The following is a 20,913-nucleotide window of genomic DNA, read 5'->3' as shown; positions in this document are numbered from 1 at the left end:
TCAACAATCCGGGTGTCATCTTGCATTATCGCCATTTTTGCCCGAAAGATACTGCGGCAGGCTTCGAAAGACCTTCTGGCTCATTGAACGGCATACTTGAAAACGTGACCGGGACAATACCATACTTGCCCGGCTCAATCACTGTCGGCGGCGGGGATGGAGACCGCCATTGTGCCCAGGTAGAGGACCGTGTCAGCCACCATCAGGAATGTCGCGGCCTCCTGACCACAGTCGAGCATGGCCCTGAGGCTTTCGCTGATAGGAGAAACGATATCCAACGTGCAATCCCACCCCGAGTAAGACCCCGAGTCACTCTGGTAAATGCAGGCCACGACGCCACACGCTTCCTCACAAATTCCCAAAGCCGTGTCTGCCGTCGGACCGACAACTTCGACAAACTCGGTTAATGTATTTGTCGCGCCAAGGGCGACGAAACACGTATCGCAAGACAACTGGACCAATGATGCTGTCCAGGCGCCGATAGCCCAATTATCGGCGTTGGTTCGATCCGCTGGCGCCTCGGCAAAAACATCGTACGGCGCACCGGCCCCCGCCTGAAGGGCCGCCAGCACGACTGAGATGACTGACAGAGTCTTGGCAGTGTCATCGGCCTCCCCGTTGGCGGCTTTGCCATCTGCGGCGACCGTCACGATTCCGGTAAAGAAAAGGGAGAGGCCGGCGACGACCTGCAGAGGCACGATATAATCGTTTGATGCCTGCGTGCGGACCAACTGCTGGGGCGCGGCAATCTCCGCGTTGATGAAGCCGGGCATCGTCGGCCACGCAAGCCCCCCGTTGGTGAGTTCATTTAGCGTGGTGCTGTTGAACGGCGGATTGTTATCACCGTACAAGAGCTTGTACAGGATCGTGGCCGGGACGGCGGCGATCAGACAGGACAAGTCGAGGAGCGTCAGTTCATCGCCGGGACTAATCCAGGTCTTCCACAGCCACGAAATGATAGGAATGTCGATTTTAGCGTTGAGCATGCCCTCGAATGCCGATAGCGCCTGCCCCAATAATTTGATAATCGCTTCCAAGACTTGTTCGATCGCATCGACGATGAAAAGAGTGAGATCCTTAGCCGCTTCCAGGAAAGACAAGATGATGAGATCAAAAAACTCACTTGGATCGGAGACGGTGTTCATGATTGTCTTATTGAATGTGTCGAAGTATTGCGTGAAGTACGAGTGACCCTGGGAGTCCTTCGGGTCGAGGATGTAAGTCTGCACCGCTTGAAGAATTGATTGCGTCGGATCACCGTCTCCCAGCCGCGGCGGAAGCCCCGCCAGCGCAGCCGGGGCGATGTCGCCGAAGTAAGACTTCGACCGGCTATAGATATACTTGCACTTCGAGGCGTACTCTCGCTCCTTGTTGAGAATTGTTGTGGCGGCCAGAACGTTGCCGCTGGAACCGGAGAGCGCCGCGGCTTGCGTCTGGGCATTATTGGCCATGGCATTGAACGATGTGGAGTTGTCAAAATACTGCTCAAGATCGGTAAAGACCTTGGTGATCTCGGTATTGAGTGACGAGAAATAATTCGGGAAGTCTTGTTCGGCGCCGGCGATACTGTTCTGCATGTTGGTCAATGTCTGAGTGACCGTGGACTTTATCGCCGTGTGCGTGTTCAAGATATCGCTCCAGTCAAACATCATCTTCAGCCAGGCAATCACCTCCTGCATCGCCGTGTAGATCTCGTCGGCCAGGTCTCTAATCTTGGCGAAGATGGTCTGGCAAGCCGCTCCTGCCTGCTTGATCGTGGAGATGACAAAGGGTGCCAAATCATTAAAAACAATGGTGAGGACATCGTTCTGGAGAGTCGCGGTGAATTGTTCAAGTTGGTCGATCTCATGCTTGAAAAAGTGTGCTACATCGCCGAACGCTTTGCCGATACCGCCGGGGGCCTCGCCCGGCTTGCGGAGGCAGGCAAGGAGGTCTGCAGCTTCCTCAGCACTTAGCACACGAAAGCGCGGGCCGTCGGGATGGGTAAAGTCGATCTGCCAGTGAGGGACCTTGATGCGGCCGACGTCGATAGTGCCTTGCCCATTCTGGTCATTGGCGTTCTGTATCATATATCCGCCGGTTGAATTGATCGCCTGAGCCGCTGAATCGGCCGGTCCCGATTGCGAGTAATCCCCTCCGGTCAGGTTGTTGCTGATCAATTCCGACCCAGTGACCGTACTTAACTGCGGTGCCACTGAATCGTCCGGCGTCGGTGGCGGCGAATCGTCCAAAGACTGGATGTATTGGACGACGTCGCCGCGGCACCATCGCGAAGCACTCACGGCCTCGCTGGTATCATAGGCGGTGAAGGTGATCACAGGCGGGGTCAGGCCCACGGCCTCGTAGAGCACGGTAGCCTGGCCATTGGCGTCCAAGCCCACCTGGAGAGGCGTGTTGGGGCTGATGTGCGAGGCCATCGCGTTCCAGATCACGGTGACGGCCTGGTCCGCCGTTACCGTCACCGTGCTATTGGCGACCGGATTCTGCCCGGAGTCGAAGGCCTGCAGCTCCATCGAGTAGGTCGCGGTATCGGTCGGCGTAGTGTCGGACGGCGGCGGCGGCCCCGAGATTTTTCGGGTCGACCAGATGTAGGTTCCATCGCCGGCATCGGAAAGGTTCTGATCGGTGTGATAGGCGGCTGGCGTACCTGTGCCAATCCCGGCGCTGAACAGCTCCGGCCCGGCGCGCATATACGGCGGACAGTTGACGGCGTAGAGGGTCCCGCCCAAATTCGACCAGGCACCGAAGCTCAGAGACGAAGTGTCAGTCTGCTCCAGGTACCACAGATTGCTGCTGCTACCCTCGACGATGAACATCGTGACGATATTGCTGGCGTCGACGCCGATGCCGACAGCGGTGGCACTTCCGGGTTGGCCTTCGGTTGTGTCTCCCGTCAGCGCCGTGATGGTCGGATTGGATGAATAGAAATCCGAGACCTGATACAGCTTGCTATTGTTGTCGAGAATCAGAAGATGGCCGCTGCCGAGATCGCTGGGAATGCTGTAGAGATTATTCGCGGTCAACGTGCCGACATTGGGATTGAACGTGGCTGATTCCCCTATCCACTGAAACTGAGATGAATTCTGTGTCCAGGTGAGGGTGGCGTCCTGATGCGAAATGTTATCGTCGTCCACCCAAAGAACGGTCACGGTGCCCGCGCCACCGGCGCCTTCGGTCATCAGAAAGGCGGCGGTGTCCGGACTGGTGATCTCGGGCGAGAACTGGCTCGGAAAAAACTCGGCGATAGGAATCCAAGCCAGTTGGCCCGTCTGTGGATCAGTGGCGTAGGTTATGATGAAAAATGCATGGGGACTGACGTTGCCGGTTATCCCATAGAGATAGGCGTTGCCGTCGGAGTCGACGTACTGGTCGGTCTGATAGGTAAAGCCGATCCAGTCCTCTGCCATCGGGGAAAGGAGTGCAGTGGTCCATGTTCCCGGCTGTGAAGACTGCATCCACACCACCGCACTGCCCGACCCGCTCGTCAATGGATAGTAGAACAAGGCATTAAGTACGTTTTTATGATAAAAACCCAGGATGCGGTCGCATGTGCCGGTGTTGGTCGGTTGGGTAACGGAAATGGTTGTCGTCGACCAGCCGGACTGGGACGACGCGTCGGGGTAGAAGTGCACCGGGTCGCCGTCTCCATTGATGGTCAAGAGTTCGCAGGCGTTGTCCGCCGTGCCGACGGGATTTTGCACGACCGTGAAAAGCTGCCGCGTCAGTTGGCTGGCCACAGGCGCTTCCTGCGTTAACAGGTAGTCGTCGATAAGATTTACGCCGACGGTGATGTTCTGAATGGTTGCGACCATGTCCGTTCCCTCACACCATCATGGCTCTGACAGGCTGCTGAACAACCGCCATTGTCAGCGCATTTTCGCTGCAGTGCTTCGTCGGCTTCGTTTAATTTGTCATGCTGGCGAAGCCGGTCTCACATCCCTTTTGCGTCGGCTTCGACGCTTTCCTTTTCGGACGGCGCTGCCTGTTGGCATTGCGGATTGGTATCATTGATGCTGCATGGCTGACAGTCGGCTGCGACCACATATGGCAGGGAGAAGGCACTCACATCAGTGCTGCCGCCGTAGCTATACGTGCCCTTCTGGCCGTAGGGATCAGAATCGGTTCCCTTTGCTAAAGCAACCTTCTGATTGGAGATCGTGACCGAACCACTGATCGCGTGGTCGTGGGAGATGCCCTCGCCCGGCGTCACCATGGGGTTACCACTGCCGAAGGCCTCATTTTCGGTGCCATTTTCCGGTAGGCCGACAAAGAAGCGCCCGCTTCCCGTGGCACTCGCTTTCCAGCCCAGGGCGCATTCCTCCACGGCGTAGAAGAGCACAATATTGGTCGGCACGCCGGTTGGGGGGTTGGTCGCGCTCATGTTCGGATAGCGTTCGCACATCAGAAGCTGCGTGTACGGGACGTTGTCGAACGCAGCATCCGTTGTGCCACTGAAACTGTGCGTGCCGTCGCTGGTTAGTTTCCCACAACTGCCGGCAAACCCTTCGTACTTGACCTCGCCGAGTGTGATGCTCGAATTAAGGGTATGCGTATGCGTGCGCTGCTCCCCATCAGTGTAAGGTTTGCCGACCGCACTGCCGACGGTCCCATCGGAGGGGTTCTCGAACGGCAGGACGAAAAAACCGTTCACATTACTGTACGTGGTCGAACCCGAGGACAATGCGGTCGCCCCCGTCCAGTTGGTCGGGCAGGACGAGAGATTGAAGAAGGCAAGCGCCGAAGTACCATAGCCATCCGTCGGCGGCGGCACCCCGCTATCCTGCTTCTCGCACGCGAGGATCTGATATAACGGCAAGTCGGCGCTTCCGCCGCTCTCTGTCGGACCGTTAACGGGATAGTCACCTTTTTTTGCAGCGCCGGAGGTATCCCCGCCGCAGTCCCCGGCCTTAAGCTTCTTTTCGCTTAATGTCAGGGTGACATCAAACTCGTGGTCGTGGGACGGCGCGGTGACATTCTTGAGTGCCGTGCCCACCTGCGCTCCGAGTGTCCATTCATCCGTGTCGACGATGCCGATGGCGAGCCTGCCCTGCAGATAATCGGCCACTTCCCACCCCGCAGGGCATTCGGTCTGTGGAAAGAATGCCACCATTCCCGTTGGTGAGGTGTCCGCACTTTGAGCTTTCGCTGGCTGCACATTGCCCACCACGACCGCAAACAAAACGACCAGTATCGAACCAGCGAAACCCCGCCACCGGGATGCGAGGGGCACGAAAGCACGCCCCCTTCGCTTGGAATCTTGCTTCCGGAACACCTTTGGCTTCCCCCGTTCAATGAGACTACCACTCGCAGAAACGGGTTTTACCAAATGAAGTACGCTATAGCAAATGACAAGCGGTCGTGCCCTAGAGTGGTATTGGCCGTTTGTGGACTGGACAGAAGTAGACGGAAGATTCTTTGCTGGTGCGGCGTACCCGCACTTTCACCATGAAGGGAGTGTTGAATAAAAATAGTTTCAAGAGAAAATTTGCCCAAGATTAGATTACTCATCAAGGCTCCGGGTCGGTTCAAAAAAGTCTGTCCAGCAAGGCCGCAGCCGTTTTTCCGCGCGGAGCGTACGCTTAGTACGTGAGCACGGGAAAATGGCGAGAACGCCGCTGGCGGCTTTTTTCAACAGACCCATGAAGGGAAAAAATCTATGCCGATTGTGTTCAGCAGGAGGTTGCGAATATCCGTCCTCATCCTACTCGTTATCGGGTTTATGTCGGCCTGCTCAACTCTCCCTGGGAATTTTGAGACACCAAAGATCTCTATTGCCGGCATTACTCCGAAAGATGTCACCCTCTTTGAACAGCGTTTTGAGGTGCAACTCCGGATCCAGAATCCCAATAATTTCGATCTGGGTCTCAACGGTATTCGTTTTGATATTGAGCTGAACGACAAGGAATTCGGCAACGGCATGTCACCAGCAAAAGTGATCGTCCCGCGATTGGAATCCGAGGTGGTCACGGGAGAGGTGATTACCGGCCTCGACAGCTTCCTTCGTCAGGTTCAAGGAATGAATTCCACGGCCGCCAAACTGCGGTATCATCTCCAAGGCACAGCCTTCGCTGAATCCCCCGGCAACTTCACCATCCCCTTCGACGATAGCAGAGAAGTGGACCTCCATTTTGCGCCGGCAGCACAAGAGTAAAAAATAATTTCCGGTTTTACCATGTAAACCGGAGGAACCCACCGTTATAGTCAGGAGCATTGATGGAAGGGCGGAGCAGAATGGGTTGCTTCTGTTTGACATCCAGGCCCTGCGGCAGATTCTCTGACGGAATGACGGATTGAAAAGCCTGGAGGCTGTGCATTTCGACCCCCAATTCAATCCCCGGCAACTTGCCGGGAGATTTCAGTTGAAGACGAGCTCCATTCCCCGATTGCTGCAATACCCCACTTTGAAGATTGCGTTGAAACAATCTTTCCCCTCTTACCTTTTCTTCCGCACCTTCTCCATCGTTATTGGATAAATTGGGATAGGATCCCCCAATTTCCCGAGGTGGATGCACCTCTGCCATCAACACCTCCTGCCCCTTCACGGCAGCTTGGACAGATGCACGGTCCAGACCGCCCTGAAGAAACCCTGCAAGGGACATAATGGTGGCGAGTACCACTCTTTTACTTATCAATGTCCGCATAAATCTACTCCCTTGTTGCTCTCCCGTTTATGATGACTATTCACCAATGCCGATACTTGGATGACCTCACGATTATCATAAAAGAGTTTTTTGTTCATCCCCGCATCCTGGGGTCTCTACCCCCCAGGATGACCACTCAAAGCATGTTTGTAATTGACACGTTGCGACTCCAGAAAGATTATCACTGAACATCTTTGGGATGCCAGCGAAGGACCTTGACCGGTGCAGCCCGTGGGAAATCTAAAAACCCCTGTTGCCATTCTGAGAATCCCTTCCAGGCCAACAATTTTTCCCGATAGGCATTCCCTTGCCTCGCCACGTTGGCCACCGCCCCCTTAAGATCATGGACCTCCTGTTTCACTTGCCCCTTAATATCCTTCTTCATATGCTCATACCCACGGTGAATTTTTTTCCGGGTTCGTAAACCGGACTGCGGAGCCGCAAGCAGTCCACCTATGAGACCGACCAGGGAGCTGGTGACAAATACAAGCCCTGAGACCTTCCACATAACTTTATCCATTGGACACCTCCTTGAATGGTAAACGGTTCATAACCACATGCTTCGTTTCTAATCCAAATCAGGTTTGCTCTTACAACAAAAAGAAAAGCAGTCGGCAATTGATCCTCCCTTATTATACAATGTTTTTCTTCGTCAAATTTTGACTTTTCGTCAACAGAGAATAAAAAAAGAGTTGCCTCAGGCCTTTCCTACCTGAGCGGCTTCCTGGGGAAACACCTCCTTCAAAATCCGGATTCTGGTCTGCTCATAATCCAATTCGCTGGACAATGGACGCCAGCCGAATCCATCGAGTAACGCATGCATATTTTCCCAAACTGCTTTTCTCGGATCGGTTATTCCCAGAGCATGAAGGTTCACTTCGGAGGACATTAACACGTATGCCCCCAAGGCCCCTGTCCATAAACCAAACGCGACTTCCTCAGGGGTGATGCCCTCTTTCAATTGAACATGTCCCTCCGCCACCGCATCACGCAACACGCCGGCCACGAGGCGCATGTTTTCCTGATTCGAGGCATCCATTTTTTTTTGAAAAGTCGGCGAGGCCTTTCTCATGATTGATTCATTTTGAACCAGGAGTTTCGCCTTAAAGTGGTCCGGATTCAGACACACAAAGAGATCATAACCCAACGCCATGGCTGCCATCCGTTCACGCGGATTGCCTTTCAGGTTTGAACCCCTGAGAAGAAACTGCCCGGCTTTATCGGCTGACTCGGAAAGCATCGCCACTAAAATTTCTTCCTTGCATGAGAAATGTTGATAGATGGTACCTTTTGAATATTCTGTCACTTCAGCGATTTGATCCATGTTGAGATCCAGATAGCCACGGTCAAGCAAGAGCTTTCTGGCCGTATCAATAATCAAACTCTCTCGTTGGGCATATTCACGTTTCTTCCGTTCTGATACAGCCATAAGTCATTTGTAGCAAACATTTGACGTTTAGTCAATATTTGCCATTACGTCACTAGGCGGATTTTTCACATAGAATAGAAGAAGAAAATTTCACCGAATCCGTTGAAGGTTCGACTGTTGAAAGCTTGGTAAGTTTTGTGGGTGGATTGGAAAGAGCCGCTTCAAGAATGTCACGCAGTCGGCCCAGTTGATCAGCCTTCAAGGAAACAGACGGCCAAGAAAGGATGTGCTCGCCCCGCGAACGGATTCGGGGATTCTTCCAAGGAACGATGCAGGACGAAATCCACAAGTATGCTAACCAGTTCCTCTGCCTCTCCCGCCATTTCCAACAGGATCGAGGTCGAGACCGGTTCGTCGGATGTCACCAGCAAGCTGTTCTGCCCATGGACGCATGAACTCGAATCCGACACGGGAGACAATGAAGGGCTTAAATTCGTTGGCACGAAAATTCCTGACGAAATCGAGAATGTGTTGTTTGGGTTGTCTCTCATTCCTGCACGGCAATGGGCCCTGCGCAAAACCCATGGTGGAGAAGACCGACAGACACACGGTCCGTCCAAGAAACCAAAATCGAATTTTGTGAATTTTTCAGACCATGGCCAGATCTCTTTTTATTGAATTTGCCTTATAACTACGCTGTCGTGTTCTTATCTGCAACGAAAAGACCGGTCTCAGTGATGAACTGAGCCCGGTCCTCTCGCAATCACGATCGACAAAAAGCTCAAGGATTGCTGCTAAAATCCTCTCAGACAAATTAGTTTGTTGGGGGAGCCAGCTTTTCCATCACCTGGTCGATGGTGAAGCTAGCCGCCTTTTGACGTGGCGGATAATCTTTAAATGTTGTTAAAAATTCTCCGACAACTTTTTGAGCTGGCAACAATAGGTACACATGATCGAGATACCAATCCCAGTAAGTGTTGGAGGTAATGGTGGCCCGCTCGTACGGATCCATGCGTAAATTAAACAGCCATGGAATTCTCGTATTCACAAAGGGTTCTCCCCAGAGTTTTAAGGTGCCAGCCTCTCTCTGTTGAGCAAAGACTACCTTCCAATGGTCATAACGGAGACCCGTAAGATCTCCGTCGTCGGAGAAGTAAAAGAATTCTGTACGAGGACCTTTTTGCGTCTGACCCGTCAAATACGGGAGAAAGTTGTACCCGTCGAGGTGAACTTTAAAATTCTTATCCCCTGCCTGGTGGCCATTGAGGAGCTTTTCCTTGATATCCGGGGCACCGGCAGCAGCCAGGAACGTCGGCATCCAATCCATGTGTGACATAATCTCGTTGGAGATCGAACCAGCCTTGACCTTTCCAGGCCAGCGCACCATGGCAGGAACGCGATAGGCCCCTTCCCAGTTAGAGTTTTTTTCGCTACGGAAGGGTGTCATACCGCTATCAGGCCAGGTGTTCATATGGGGCCCGTTATCAGTGCCATACATCACAATCGTGTTGTCCGAAATACCCAGCTCATCGAGCTTGTTGAGCACTTGGCCGACATTCTTGTCATGGTCGATCATGGCGTCGTGATAGGGGCTCTGCCATCGTCCAGACTGACCGAGGCTTTCCGGCTTGGTGTGTGTCCGGAAATGCATGTGCGTAAAATTCACCCAGACAAACATCGGCTTCCCGGCCTTGTGCTGTTTTTCAATAAATTCCGCAGCCCGAGCTGCGACATCGTCATCAATGGTTTCCATGCGTTTTTTGGTGAGAGGGCCGGTGTCTTCGATTCGCCCGTCCGCAAAACTGTGGATGACCCCCCTGGGGCCGAAATTCTTTTTGAAATTGGGGAAGTCAGACTCCTTCGGGTAGTCAGGAAGCTCCGGCTCCTCCTCCGCGTTGAGATGATATAAATTGCCATAGAACTCATCGAAGCCATGGTTGGTGGGCAACATCTCATCTTTGTCGCCCAGGTGGTTCTTCCCAAACTGGCCGGTGGCGTAGCCCAGTGGCTTGAGTAACTCGGCAATCGTCGGGTCGTCTTTATGCATGCCGAGCTCGGCGCCGGGCATGCCCACCTTACTGAGACCGGAACGAAATACGCTCTGGCCGGTGATGAAGGCCGAGCGCCCTGCCGTGCAGCTCTGTTCCGCATAGTAGTCGGTGAAGATCATCCCCTCGTTGGCCACCCGATCGATATTCGGGGTCTGGTAGCCCATCATGCCTTTCGAGTAGGCGCTGACATTGCTTTGTCCGATATCATCGCCCCAAATGACCAGGATATTGGGCTTGTCCTGAGCAAAAGCGGGCGACAGTCCCGCACATAACACCAGCCCGGCCAAGGCCAGAAGACTGTGACCCGAGATATTCGCGAGGCGTTTTTGAACCATAAGCAATTTCCTTTCTTCAACAAGGAGTAAAATGGAAAACTTCACAATGTTCATCAAAAGATTGAAAGCTAATTGAAGGCAAGAGCAACCACACCGTTCCGTTTGTTCCTGAATAGATCAAGTGAATATTCGTCGCAAGTTTGCCCTTGAATCGCAGTCCGGCTTTTGTTCTCCGTTTGAAGAATACCGTGCGACGTTGATCACAGGAATCACGTGAGTGAATTTTTCCGCATATTCGTGCCGCATATTGACGTCCGCTCCTTCGGTTTTGAGCGCTTCACCAATCAGGTTTTTGGCGACGTCCTCAGGCACCGATCTTTTTTGTTTGAGGGCAATGAAACACAAGCTTGCGAAAACCTGAAGGAACCTCTCAAGTATTCCTGAGAGCGGAAAATCCTAACAAAATCCTTTCATAAAAGTAACCATGAAAAAGCAAAAAGCCCACTACGATTCACACATGTCAATACGTCATGTTGAACTTCAAGTTTTATTTTAAGGGCTCCCGACTCACTCCCAACGTATACGAATGCAGAGAATGAAGACCGAAAGGAGGAAAAGCGTATGGGAACCATACTGGCAGGACAACTGATGACAATGAGGATGAGCCTGTTATTGGTTGGTTTGATGTTGGGAAAAAACGTTTTTGCCAAGCCCAAGGTTGCCGCGGTAGGACAGTTCAAAGAGATGAATCGCTCTGACCTGATTTAGTTGAATCGGGCCATCCGGGTCAGGCCGGAAGGATCAGGCGATCCCCATCCGGAGTGCCTAAGCCATCTGGAATTATAGCCCCATCATGAAACGCCAACCAGAGAGGGCTGTCAGGAGTTAATCCCGCAACATCATCACAGTCGATATTGACAATGTCGGCGTAATCCGTGTCGATAGCGAGAACCGTGTCATCCAAGGCGATAAGGTCCCCACTCACGCGGTCACCGTTTTCAAGAAAAACGACATCAGCCTCACTGATTGCCACATGTCCCAATAATGTCCATGTGACTAATGCCAGACCCAAGGCTATGCTGGCGAAACGACCTCGCACGTGAATTCGGTCAACCCATAGAACAGGGAAGAAACGGAATGAAAGTGGCCGGGTTGCAATTGATGTGGCAGGCAGTATTCTATTTCAAATAAGTGGAGCCGGGAGCGGGATGAATGGGAAGAATGAGGCGGGAATGTCTCAAGATGCTCCTAGATGTCCACACTTACCCAAGGAAGACTATTCCGGTCGGTGCCCCTCACAGAGCTTAATATTGCACTGTTGATTTCTTTTCCTCTTTTTCCAGAATCAGGCGATATGCAATGAAATATTTGTAAATATTACTCACGTATTGAACGGTCTCCCGACCAATATGCTTCGCCGCCACGATCTCCACATTTTTAAACCATTGATTCGGATTCAAGCCCATCGACGGCGCCTTCGTCCGAAGTTTCGCGATCCTGGCAGGTCCCGCATTATAGGAGGCTACGGCAAAAAGCCATTGATTCAACAGGCTGATTTTGGGGTCTTTAAAATACCGGTCATGAAGAAAATGCAAATACTTGACTCCGGCATGAATATTAGGCTCAAGCTGTTTAATATTGGGAATATTGACGTTGGGATCCCGAGCGGTACTGGGCAAGAGCTGCATCACACCAATTGCACCCGCAGAACTTCGCTTTCGTTGGTCCAACATGGACTCCTGATAGCCAAGGGCCATGGCAAGCACCCAATCAAACCCATACGGTCGGGCACTTTGTTTAAATACATGCATGAGATTCTGAAATTTTTTGCGTTCTTGCGTTGACACGGCATTTTCAACGTACCGGGTGTTTTTTAAATACCGGGTGAATAACAAATTCCCGATTAAGGTGCCTTTCTTATTTTTACTCACAAACCGGTTTATCACCCTTTTCAGCTTTGGGCTGTTTTTGCGAAAGGCCCAAGCGATTTCCCCGCCGGCATTAAGAGTAATGTCCGGATGCAGACGAATATGCTCAAAAATTTTCGCCCAAAATTCCGCCTTGGGACTATCCATGACCAGCATTGGCAATAAACCGGCGTTCACCATTTCAAGAAGATCCTCGTCTTCAAGATTCTCCTCTTCAGGGATGAGCGTGATCTCCGGCTTCCCGGTAGTGGCGAACGAGGCATTCAAGCGAACAAGGTGTTCGTAAAAACTACTGGACTTCCGCACATGGATGGCCTTGCCGGCCAGATCATCCAAACTAGAGAGCGGAGGACTGCTAGGACCCGTGACGATAATTTCGCGCACCCCGGTGAGAAGCGGGTCGGAAAAATCCACACGTTTCTTTCGCTCAGGTGTAATCGTAAGAGAACCAGCGGCAATATCCCCTACCCCATTGAGCAAATCCGGAATGAGTTCATCACGGTTCACGGGAATGAAGATAAACTGAACCTGCACGATCTTCCGCTGCAAATCTTGGTTAATCTGCTTAGCAAATATTTTCATAAGGTCGTATGTAAGGCCACGCTGTCTGCCGCGGTCCAAAAAGTAATATGTTTTGCTAAAAGGAACAAGCACCCGAACTTGATTGCGGCTGACCATCCCATCCCAATCGCCCGTCCACGGCTTCAGAGCCTGAGGAAACTTCGGGCTGAACAGTTGATTCTCCGACTCCTGAGAAGCCCCTGACTCAGAGCCAGGAATTACGAACAGGAACAGGATCGACAGCACAAGACAAGCGAGCCATGTGGGTTTGTGAAGCTTTGTATTCAGCATGGTCATATACCTAAAACCTATCATGTGCAAAGTCCGAAGTGCCATTATGACTATTTTTAATGTATGGAATCCAACACTTGATTACAGTTAAGATCAAGTACAACCACAATCGTGTGGTCGGATGAACCTCCACTACGAACTACCGGGATTGATCACACGTCTGTTTTTTGTTTTAGCCTCAGGCTCAATCTCACCTGACATTGCCCTCCAATGGCTATCCTATTTTTGACCATTGCCCATGTTATTGAAAAAGGCTTCTACACATAAGGAAAATTTCAAATATGCCCCTTTCTGCAATCCGCCAGGCTTCTCAAGCACCAAGGAAGCTAACGGAGAAACAAAAAATTTCATTCCGCCGTTTTCCAAATCATCAAACCATTTGTCGAGACAAAGGAGAGCATTCATGCCCAGGAGTGAGCGATTTTTACTGGCTCTTGTTTTTTTTGCCATGACGGCTTGTGCGACAACTCAACAGGCAAACACGGTCAATAGATCCGGGTTTCTCGAGGATTATTCGATGCTTCAAAAAGGCGCGGGAGACAGTGAAGCCCTTCTGCGATACGTCAACCCGGTTGCAGATTGGAAACACTATTCCAAAATCATGATTGACCCGATCCAACTCTGGCTGGGTGAGGGATCTTCTCTTCGGGACATTCCCCAAGAAGACCGTATTCGGTTGACCTCTCTCCTCTCGGGCAAATTACAGAATGCGCTCTTGGCAGATTACCGGATTGTTCGTGAGGCCGGGCCTCATGTCATGCGTTTGAGTGTGGCACTCACAGAAGCCGAAGCCTCAAATACGGTGTTAGATACCCTTTCCAGTGTCCTCCCAACCGGGTATGTCATTTCTGGGACCAAATCTCTCACAACCGGGACCGGAACATTTGTTGGCAGTGCCAGCATAGAAGCTAAAATTTCGGATGTGGAACATGGGACGCTTTTGGCCGCCGCAGTCGATCGCCGGGGCGGTGCAAAGTCTTTGTCGGGAGTCACTTCAGAATGGAATGACGTCGAAGAATCATTTGAATACTGGGCCAATACTCTACGCTATCGCCTGTGCCAATGGCGCGGCGAACACAGTTGTGTGCCACCTACGCCATAGGAGTCGACAACGGTCGGGAGCTCGTCTCTGAGGAGAAAAACCCGGTAAGGTGCGAATCTACTCGCATGGCCACAAAGGTTCCTCCTACTTGGGGTTTCAATTTGCCGGGAATAGGTGGCTGAATACAAGACAGATCTTTCTCAAACGTCCATGCTACACTCCCCAAAAATCACACGATTCATGATTCTACCCAACCCTCCCATTGGTTATTCCCCACGATTTATCACCTGCATGATTGTTAGTGGGCTCAAAGGAATATTCGGTGGCCTCGAAAAAACCATGTAGAAGCTGGGTCATGATAGGAGTGATCCTGGGATTCTTCGGAAGTCAATCAACCCATGCGGAGGAGATTACAAAACTAGCCGAAGAAGTGCAGAACCCCGTGTCCGACCTTGTGCGGGTGGGGTTTGTAAATGGTACGCTTTTCGGGGCCGGGGCCAACAACCATCTCGTCAATGTATTCAATCTTCAGGCCTCCACCACAAGAAGATTTGGCAACTGGGCCCTCCTCAATCGCCTCACTATTCCCATCCCATATATTCCGGCCAATGCCATAGAGGATAAAACGGGCAGTATGACCGGGTTAGGAGATATTGAGTACACGGGATTCTTTGCCCGTGACGAATCCAAACGACGGTTTAAACTGATTGGTGGTATAGGCCCGACTTTTATTTTGAATACCGCGACTGATGATCATCTGGGCCTGGGAAAATGGAGCGTGGGTCCCACGCTTGCGCTTGTCAGCATACCGGACCCATGGGTAGTGGGGGCCGTCATCAGAAATGTCTGGTCATTTGCGGGAGAGAAACAACGCCCGAAGGTCAACCTGTTTACACTTCAGCCATTTGTGAATTACAACTTTTCCAATGGTTGGTACCTGACCTCTACCCCGGCAATCACCGCAAACTGGGAGGCGGAGGACAGGAGGAACCGGTGGACGGTACCCCTTGGAGGCGGATTCGGAAAAGTGGTGTTCCGTGGAGAAAAACGTCCGATCAACATCAAACTCCAGGGATTTTATTATCTGGAAAAACCTGACCGGGCGCCCGATTGGACGCTACAGCTCCAATTTCAAATCCTGTTTCCAGATAAGCCCGCTTAACCGGCATCCATCATTTTTCCATTTTATCCTCCCGCTGTTTCGGAACCTCCTTGGCCGTATAGGGAGGAAGAACATCCCCTTGCGGCCATGGCATGGAGCAAAAGTACAATCCCCAACCCAAGAGGACTCTGATGTTAATCCGCACAGAGTGTTCTACTTATCCGTGGAGGATACTGGGAGTCCAATTGGCTGGAGGGGTCCCTATCTTGTCCGGTGTCCCAGATACGGATACATTTCGCCTTAACATAGAGCAGATCTTTTCGTGGACCAAAAACATTTACTAATGCTTTTTTTGTTCCTTCAACCGTCCCTTCTAAAAGAAATATATTCCCCCGAGTGGTGTAAAATTCTTTTTCCCGTTTTCCAATAAAACGAATAAGAAAATGTCTGCTCATATCGGATTGACCGATTTTGGGTCCTTCCGCAAGTTCTGTTTTTGGATAGGGCAGCCATTCAGCTAATATGAGATACCCTTCGTCTGTTTGATCAATACTCACCACTGCACCTGCGAGCTTCTTTTCCTCGTTCAGGAAACTTGACGAATTGTCAGCTAATTCATCGAACTGCTGGTCGGTGGTCACCGTCTTTGTCCCATTCGCTTTGGACGACAAGAGATCAGAGCCTGGTAATGCCGCGCATCCCATCTGCAGACTCACGAGTCCAAATATTCCAAGTGCGATCATCCCTGTCCTCATGAACATCCTCCTTTGTGTTAAGCAAAAAGTCCTGACAATGCAGAAGGAAACAGCATGATATTGATTCCCCTTGCATGGACGATTTTTTTCTCATTTGAGAGACCTAGCCTACCTCGAACTTATTGCGGAAGGGTCAAGGGTTTGTTACAGAACGGTTAACTTTCACTTGTTCCTTACATCCATATGCGGCTATCAAGCGGAACGAACGGGACCTTCCATCTCCCGATGTCCAGGATCTCTCATAAAGAAATCTGCTCGACCTTATTGCCCCAAGCATCGGTGCAGATCGAAGGGGGGCCTGAAAAGCGGTGAAGGGAAACTGGTCCGTTTGGGTATGACTGGCCCCTCTCATTCGTCCCTGTCTTAGGCAAATTCTCTCCGATTGGAAATGCCCCTTGTGCGGATAAGCCGCAGGCCCCATGAAGTTGTCACGGCTGAGGGAAGCGGGACATGCAAGTTCCAATTCAAGCATACACCGGTCAGCTTGGATTCCTCCGTGATCGATCTGTGTCTTTTGAGGAATAACTGAGGGAAGTTCGGCGCATCAATCTGGGTGGAGTTGCACCTGGTATTGGATCATGATGGCTATCTGCCCATTTTCGGCCTGATCGCGGTGGAAAGGGCAAGGTATATTCGACTGACTGTATGAGCCTGGGGTTCCACCGCTTTGGCATTGGCCCACTTACGTTACAAACAGATGAAGCACGGGGCAATGAAATTTTTTTGCGGCACAATCCCGGTGGTCAGGGACCGTCTGCTTTAGCCGACCTTATACCCTTTTCCCTCCATGCAGGTACGATGGGCACGATCAAACGTTTCCCGGGTGCGCTGATTCTGGGCTCCGGCCTGTTGGACCTGCTGCTGATACTCTTGCTCAGCACCCCGCTGTCCCATCATGCCCAGCCCGCCGCCGGCAGCGGCACCGATGGCGGCTCCCATACCTGGATCGCCTGCAATGGCCCCTCCGATAGCACCGAGCGCGGCACCACCCATCGCGCCGAACAACGCACCCCCGCCTGATGGCGGAGGAGGCGCTGCAGCCAGATTCGGATGTTCCGGATCGTAACCCGTCTGCTGCTTAGCCCATTTATAGCAAGTAAAATCATCCTGTTCCTGCTGTTCCGGACTCTGTCCCTTTTCCGGAAATACAAAGGTCCGCGCCTGAGGAGGAGGCGCGGAGTCGACAGAAGAACCCGATGGCTGTCGCCCACCCTGCTGAGTGCCCACACAGCCTGCCAGCATGACCACGCATGACAGGATAATACACGACCGCTGTACCCTCATCGTTTTCTCCTTTATTCGGTCAAGGACCAATGCCCTAACCAATCTTGTAGCCTTTGGCTTCCATACACACGTTATGCGCACGGTCAAAGGTGGCCCGGGTCTGCTGGTTCTTAGCCGAGGTTTGTTGGACCTCTTCCTGATACCCTCGCTCAACCCGCCGTTGTCGCATCATGCCCATTCCGCCGCCGGCAGCGGCACCGATCGCCGCACCTTCACCTGCATTGCCGGCAATCGCTCCGCCAATGGCTCCGAGTGCGGCACCACCCATCGCCCCGCGCATCGCACCACCGCCCGATGGCGGCGGCGGCGTTGCGGCCAGGTCCGGATGTTCCGGATCGTAGCCCGTCTGCTGCTTGGCCCATTTAAAACAAGTAAAGTCGTCCAATTCCTGCTGTTCCGGACTCTGTCCCTTTTCAGGGAACACAAAGGTCTGCGCCGACAAGTGGGACACATGGAGAAGCATCCCGAATCCAAGCGCCAGCCCCAAGACCATATACGTACGCATCAATGCCTCCACATCTAGAGAATGATTCGTTCAGCACTTACTTCTGGTCAGGAATATGATAGGTCAGGTTAGGCCACACCGCGACTCCCTCTCCGAGTTGTTGGGCCGACTCAACCCCGCTGACCATCGTAATTTCTCGCGCCTGGATCTTCGAAATCATTTCGCCCTCACCCGTAATTCCGGCAAATTTGCCGGTGCCGCCGGTGATCTTAAATATCCCCCGGCACCCTTCCACATCACCGGTGCAATTGAACTCCGCAAAGACACGATTGCCCTGTTCTCCTGTAATAACGCATTTGGCATAACCCGTTTTCGTTCCCTTTTTCATATCGGCATCTACGGTGCCTGGACAGACGATCGACGCCGCATGGAGCGCTCCCTTGGCGTCATCCATCAACATCACGCCACTGTAAACGGCCACCATATACACTTGATCAGGTCCAACCGGAAAGGCAAAGCCGACCCCCTTCCACGGGGACATCGCCTTAACGCTACCCTCCTCTGCATACCCATACCCGCTTGGGAGCAACGTGACCGCAATGAGAACGGCCATTGTTATGATTCCGCTCACCAATCGCTTCATAGAATCTTCCTCCTTGTTTAAGCAAAAATGTAACGATGCGGGTCAATATAGCAAAAATTTTTACGATGGGAAAAGCTGCATCTCATCCCGGACCACAAATTTCTTTATTTCCATACAGCACATTCGAGCAGCGACTTCGTTCTTTGGGAAAAGCAAAGCGCGTTCGGTATCTTTCAGAATCTAATGGCTTGTCATGAATAATGATAGCCGGTTCCCATGCCACGCGTGACCAAGCCTGATCCGCACTTTCGTCTAAAAAATCCGATCAAAAAGCCCGTGCTCTAACCGGCACTTCAACTCGTCATCACTTCAATAGCCGAACGGCAGACAATTTGTGTTCGCCACGATATTTTCCGCCCCCAGACTCACAAAAATTGTGTAAGGGAAAAAGCTCAGACCAAAAAGCCTGTGGCATGTTCTCGATTTTTAGGGCTGCTTAACCTACAATGCCCCACTGATAAGCTTCACAGATTTTTCCTGATCCATTTTGAACTGTCACAACTACCGATTGAAAAGCATTCTTGCTAATCCAATACCCTAACGGAAAATCCTGCACAAACAATTTGCACATTCAATAATCATCCAACCACTGGAGGTCTGTCATGAAATCCCTCACGGGTCTCGTCCTAGGTATCTTTGCCATGACTGTGGCGGCAGGTTGCTCCTCAACCAAGATCACCGAAACACATCCCATGTACGGGAAGGAGAAACTTCCCAAGCCGGACCGCATCTATGTGTATCCCTTTGCCGCCACCCAGGGAGATCTCCCGGCCTGGTCCTCGGCCGCCAAACACCATGATCCCCCTGGCGAACCTCCATCGCCAGAGCATCTCGAGGCGGGACGCAAACTGGGTCTCACCGTCGCGGAGGAACTGGTATCGAAAATTCAGCAGATGGGTCTTACTTCCTTGATAGCGGGTAAACAGACCACACCCCGGGTCAATGACCTGTTGATTGTGGGGTATTTTGGCACGTTCGATGAAGGCAGTACCCTCAAACGTATGGCCTTGGGTTTCGGATCCGGGGCAGCTGAAATCACTACGGCTGCGGAAGGGTACCAGTGGACAGCCAATGGCCCCCGGCAACTCGGATCCGGGAAGATGGATTCCGCGGGAAATAAAATGCCGGGAATGGCTTTACCTATTGTCGTCCTGGCAGCTACCGCCAATCCAATCGGATTGATTGTCGGCGGAGGGGCAAAGGTGTATGGGCAAATGTCGGGAAAGGATACGATCGAGGGTGCTGGGAAACGAACGGCAGATGCCATCGCCGAACACCTTGAGGGAAAATTCAAGGAACAGGGATGGATCCAATAAGCTATTGCCCAACCTGACAGTCAATTCAAGTCGGAGGAAATGTCGGCTCGGTTAAGGATGCGGTTGTGCCGGTCTTCCGGATGCTGCCAAAAGGAGGGCGGATGATTCAACCGGGTCACCTGTTGCGGTCCAGATCATGAACGGGCGGCAGGTCAAGAATCCTGATAGTCTCGTGCTTTGCCTCAATTCAAGATGAACAATTTACTCAAGGAGCCCCTCATACATTTCCTGCTGGCAGGAGCCCTCGTATTTGCCGTATACGGATTGGTTCACGATGGACCCGCCGTTGAATCGAAGAAAGAGCGGATGGTCCGCATCACAGCAAGTCAGGTCGAATGGCTGAAACAGACCTGGGTCCGACAATGGGGTCGTCCGCCAGACGAGAATGAACTCCAGGGGCTAGTCGCCGGGTATATCAAGGAGGAGTTACTGGCACGGGAGGCTCGGGAATTGAAATTGGATGAAAATGATACCATCGTACGGCGACGCCTGGCGCAGAAAATGAATTTCATGGTGCAGGATACGACACCGCTCGCCGAGCCGGGCGAGGAAGAGCTTCGTCAACTTTTTGAATCCCGCCCTGAACATTTTCAGATCCCGGAGAGGATTACCTTCACGCATGTCTTTTTCAACCATGATAAACGAAGAGAGAAGACAAGTGCTGATGCACTCGAAGCCCTTGAGCAATTGTCGCAGGCGGGGATAGGAAACCCACATGATTTTGGTGATCGCTTTCTCTCACAGTACGATTTTGATGAAGCCGAAGAGCAGGCAGTGGCCAGCGTGTTCGGTCAGGAATTCACCCGCCGCGTCTTTACGGTCGAACCTGGAGAATGGCACGGACCCCTTGAGTCAGGCTATGGCCTGCATTTGGTTCACGTGACAAAGAAAGAACCCGCAGCGTTGCCCGACTTCGGGATGGTGAAAAAGGATGTGGTGACTCTCTGGCGCCAACAACGCGAGCGGGAAGGGCAAGAGCGGTATTTCTCTGCCCTATTAGAAAAGTACGACGTGGTGGTCGATGAAAGCATCAAGTCACTCATTGGCCCTCTGACGTTATTGAAGGAAAGGGAACCGTAATTCGGAGGACGAGATAGGGGATACCAGACGAGTTCCGGAACATTTGAGGTTTGGCAACTTGCGAGGGAATGGTCTGGGATATTCACTTGAAACGCCTCAATGGCTTCCCGAACCTTGGGATTGACGAGGA

Annotated in this window: 19 protein-coding genes; 7 read left to right on the top strand and 12 right to left on the bottom strand. The window is 52.1% G+C overall.

What is annotated here, in order from left to right:
* Window positions 1-134: 134 nt before the first annotated feature.
* Together PJI16_04520 and PJI16_04515 are read right to left on the bottom strand one after the other, a co-directional pair.
* Window positions 135-3,812 (bottom strand): hypothetical protein, encoded by a 3,678-nt coding sequence (locus tag PJI16_04520; GenBank protein ID MDT3776824.1) that lies wholly within the window; start codon window positions 3,810-3,812, stop codon window positions 135-137.
* A 119-nt stretch (window positions 3,813-3,931) separates the two neighbouring features.
* Window positions 3,932-5,230 (bottom strand): hypothetical protein, encoded by a 1,299-nt coding sequence (locus tag PJI16_04515; protein ID MDT3776823.1) that lies wholly within the window; start codon window positions 5,228-5,230, stop codon window positions 3,932-3,934.
* A 426-nt stretch (window positions 5,231-5,656) separates the two neighbouring features.
* Here PJI16_04515 and PJI16_04510 point away from each other — a divergent pair, with 426 nt between their 5' ends.
* On the top strand, window positions 5,657-6,151 hold the full coding sequence (locus PJI16_04510; GenBank protein ID MDT3776822.1) for an LEA type 2 family protein: 495 nt from the start codon (window positions 5,657-5,659) through the stop codon (window positions 6,149-6,151).
* Window positions 6,152-6,167: 16 nt separating this feature from the next.
* On the opposite strand, the gene PJI16_04505 is transcribed toward PJI16_04510, so the two are convergent.
* The 3 genes from PJI16_04505 to PJI16_04495 all read right to left on the bottom strand — a co-directional run bounded on the left by PJI16_04505 (window position 6,168) and on the right by PJI16_04495 (window position 8,070).
* Entirely contained in the window at window positions 6,168-6,641 is a 474-nt protein-coding gene (locus tag PJI16_04505; GenBank protein ID MDT3776821.1) for a hypothetical protein, read from the bottom strand.
* A 181-nt stretch (window positions 6,642-6,822) separates the two neighbouring features.
* Entirely contained in the window at window positions 6,823-7,161 is a 339-nt protein-coding gene (locus tag PJI16_04500; GenBank protein ID MDT3776820.1) for a YtxH domain-containing protein, read from the bottom strand.
* A gap of 177 nt (window positions 7,162-7,338) precedes the next feature.
* On the bottom strand, window positions 7,339-8,070 hold the full coding sequence (locus PJI16_04495) for a TetR/AcrR family transcriptional regulator (protein ID MDT3776819.1): 732 nt from the start codon (window positions 8,068-8,070) through the stop codon (window positions 7,339-7,341).
* Between the two features lie 291 nt (window positions 8,071-8,361).
* Here PJI16_04495 and PJI16_04490 point away from each other — a divergent pair, with 291 nt between their 5' ends.
* Complete coding sequence (locus PJI16_04490) at window positions 8,362-8,688, top strand: hypothetical protein (GenBank protein MDT3776818.1); 327 nt, start codon at window positions 8,362-8,364, stop codon at window positions 8,686-8,688.
* Between the two features lie 136 nt (window positions 8,689-8,824).
* On the opposite strand, the gene PJI16_04485 is transcribed toward PJI16_04490, so the two are convergent.
* Entirely contained in the window at window positions 8,825-10,396 is a 1,572-nt protein-coding gene (locus PJI16_04485; protein ID MDT3776817.1) for an arylsulfatase, read from the bottom strand.
* A 561-nt stretch (window positions 10,397-10,957) separates the two neighbouring features.
* Here PJI16_04485 and PJI16_04480 point away from each other — a divergent pair.
* Complete coding sequence (locus PJI16_04480) at window positions 10,958-11,104, top strand: hypothetical protein (GenBank protein ID MDT3776816.1); 147 nt, start codon at window positions 10,958-10,960, stop codon at window positions 11,102-11,104.
* A 19-nt stretch (window positions 11,105-11,123) separates the two neighbouring features.
* Here PJI16_04480 and PJI16_04475 read toward each other — a convergent pair whose 3' ends face one another.
* On the bottom strand, window positions 11,124-11,435 hold the full coding sequence (locus PJI16_04475) for a hypothetical protein (protein MDT3776815.1): 312 nt from the start codon (window positions 11,433-11,435) through the stop codon (window positions 11,124-11,126).
* Window positions 11,436-11,640: 205 nt separating this feature from the next.
* Window positions 11,641-13,116: a lytic transglycosylase F gene (locus PJI16_04470; protein MDT3776814.1), complete on the bottom strand. Its 1,476-nt coding sequence runs from the start codon at window positions 13,114-13,116 to the stop codon at window positions 11,641-11,643.
* 403 nt (window positions 13,117-13,519) lie between these two features.
* Between PJI16_04470 and PJI16_04465 the strand changes: the two genes are divergently transcribed.
* The gene (locus PJI16_04465; protein MDT3776813.1) at window positions 13,520-14,218 is read left to right on the top strand and encodes a DUF3313 domain-containing protein; all 699 of its coding nucleotides are present in this window, start codon (window positions 13,520-13,522) and stop codon (window positions 14,216-14,218) included.
* 295 nt (window positions 14,219-14,513) lie between these two features.
* Entirely contained in the window at window positions 14,514-15,320 is an 807-nt protein-coding gene (locus tag PJI16_04460; protein ID MDT3776812.1) for a neuromedin U, read from the top strand.
* A gap of 134 nt (window positions 15,321-15,454) precedes the next feature.
* Here the strand turns inward: PJI16_04460 and PJI16_04455 are convergent, their stop codons facing one another.
* From PJI16_04455 to PJI16_04440, 4 genes are all read right to left on the bottom strand, one after another.
* Entirely contained in the window at window positions 15,455-16,015 is a 561-nt protein-coding gene (locus PJI16_04455; GenBank protein ID MDT3776811.1) for a hypothetical protein, read from the bottom strand.
* Window positions 16,016-16,774: 759 nt separating this feature from the next.
* Window positions 16,775-17,299 carry a hypothetical protein gene (locus PJI16_04450; GenBank protein ID MDT3776810.1) on the bottom strand — a complete coding sequence of 175 codons (525 nt, stop codon included), beginning with the start codon at window positions 17,297-17,299 and terminating at the stop codon, window positions 16,775-16,777.
* 34 nt (window positions 17,300-17,333) lie between these two features.
* Window positions 17,334-17,804, bottom strand: coding sequence for a glycine zipper domain-containing protein (locus PJI16_04445; GenBank protein MDT3776809.1), 471 nt, complete (start codon window positions 17,802-17,804; stop codon window positions 17,334-17,336).
* A 37-nt stretch (window positions 17,805-17,841) separates the two neighbouring features.
* Entirely contained in the window at window positions 17,842-18,387 is a 546-nt protein-coding gene (locus PJI16_04440) for a hypothetical protein (protein MDT3776808.1), read from the bottom strand.
* Window positions 18,388-18,989: 602 nt separating this feature from the next.
* Between PJI16_04440 and PJI16_04435 the strand changes: the two genes are divergently transcribed.
* Together PJI16_04435 and PJI16_04430 are read left to right on the top strand one after the other, a co-directional pair.
* Window positions 18,990-19,703 carry a DUF4410 domain-containing protein gene (locus PJI16_04435; protein ID MDT3776807.1) on the top strand — a complete coding sequence of 238 codons (714 nt, stop codon included), beginning with the start codon at window positions 18,990-18,992 and terminating at the stop codon, window positions 19,701-19,703.
* A gap of 192 nt (window positions 19,704-19,895) precedes the next feature.
* Window positions 19,896-20,783, top strand: coding sequence for a peptidylprolyl isomerase (locus PJI16_04430; protein MDT3776806.1), 888 nt, complete (start codon window positions 19,896-19,898; stop codon window positions 20,781-20,783).
* Window positions 20,784-20,913: the final 130 nt, after the last annotated feature.

Origin of the sequence: Nitrospira sp. MA-1 (genome assembly GCA_032139905.1) — a bacterium.
GTDB lineage: Bacteria > Nitrospirota > Nitrospiria > Nitrospirales > UBA8639 > Nitrospira_E.
This window is presented reverse-complemented; position numbering and strand designations above follow the sequence as displayed.

Excerpts from the sequence above, each read along its gene's own strand:
- PJI16_04480 (MDT3776816.1), top strand. The coding sequence starts at position 10,958 with ATGGGAACCATACTGGCAGGACAACTGATGACAATGAGGATGAGCCTG.
- PJI16_04455 (MDT3776811.1), bottom strand. The coding sequence starts at position 16,015 with ATGAGGACAGGGATGATCGCACTTGGAATATTTGGACTCGTGAGTCTG.
- PJI16_04500 (MDT3776820.1), bottom strand. The coding sequence starts at position 7,161 with ATGGATAAAGTTATGTGGAAGGTCTCAGGGCTTGTATTTGTCACCAGC.
- PJI16_04495 (MDT3776819.1), bottom strand. The coding sequence starts at position 8,070 with ATGGCTGTATCAGAACGGAAGAAACGTGAATATGCCCAACGAGAGAGT.
- PJI16_04520 (MDT3776824.1), bottom strand. The coding sequence starts at position 3,812 with ATGGTCGCAACCATTCAGAACATCACCGTCGGCGTAAATCTTATCGAC.
- PJI16_04510 (MDT3776822.1), top strand. The coding sequence starts at position 5,657 with ATGCCGATTGTGTTCAGCAGGAGGTTGCGAATATCCGTCCTCATCCTA.
- PJI16_04450 (MDT3776810.1), bottom strand. The coding sequence starts at position 17,299 with ATGAGGGTACAGCGGTCGTGTATTATCCTGTCATGCGTGGTCATGCTG.
- PJI16_04490 (MDT3776818.1), top strand. The coding sequence starts at position 8,362 with ATGCTAACCAGTTCCTCTGCCTCTCCCGCCATTTCCAACAGGATCGAG.
- PJI16_04485 (MDT3776817.1), bottom strand. The coding sequence starts at position 10,396 with ATGGTTCAAAAACGCCTCGCGAATATCTCGGGTCACAGTCTTCTGGCC.
- PJI16_04465 (MDT3776813.1), top strand. The coding sequence starts at position 13,520 with ATGCCCAGGAGTGAGCGATTTTTACTGGCTCTTGTTTTTTTTGCCATG.
- PJI16_04445 (MDT3776809.1), bottom strand. The coding sequence starts at position 17,804 with ATGCGTACGTATATGGTCTTGGGGCTGGCGCTTGGATTCGGGATGCTT.
- PJI16_04470 (MDT3776814.1), bottom strand. The coding sequence starts at position 13,116 with ATGCTGAATACAAAGCTTCACAAACCCACATGGCTCGCTTGTCTTGTG.
- PJI16_04505 (MDT3776821.1), bottom strand. The coding sequence starts at position 6,641 with ATGCGGACATTGATAAGTAAAAGAGTGGTACTCGCCACCATTATGTCC.
- PJI16_04460 (MDT3776812.1), top strand. The coding sequence starts at position 14,514 with ATGATAGGAGTGATCCTGGGATTCTTCGGAAGTCAATCAACCCATGCG.
- PJI16_04435 (MDT3776807.1), top strand. The coding sequence starts at position 18,990 with ATGAAATCCCTCACGGGTCTCGTCCTAGGTATCTTTGCCATGACTGTG.
- PJI16_04430 (MDT3776806.1), top strand. The coding sequence starts at position 19,896 with ATGAACAATTTACTCAAGGAGCCCCTCATACATTTCCTGCTGGCAGGA.
- PJI16_04440 (MDT3776808.1), bottom strand. The coding sequence starts at position 18,387 with ATGAAGCGATTGGTGAGCGGAATCATAACAATGGCCGTTCTCATTGCG.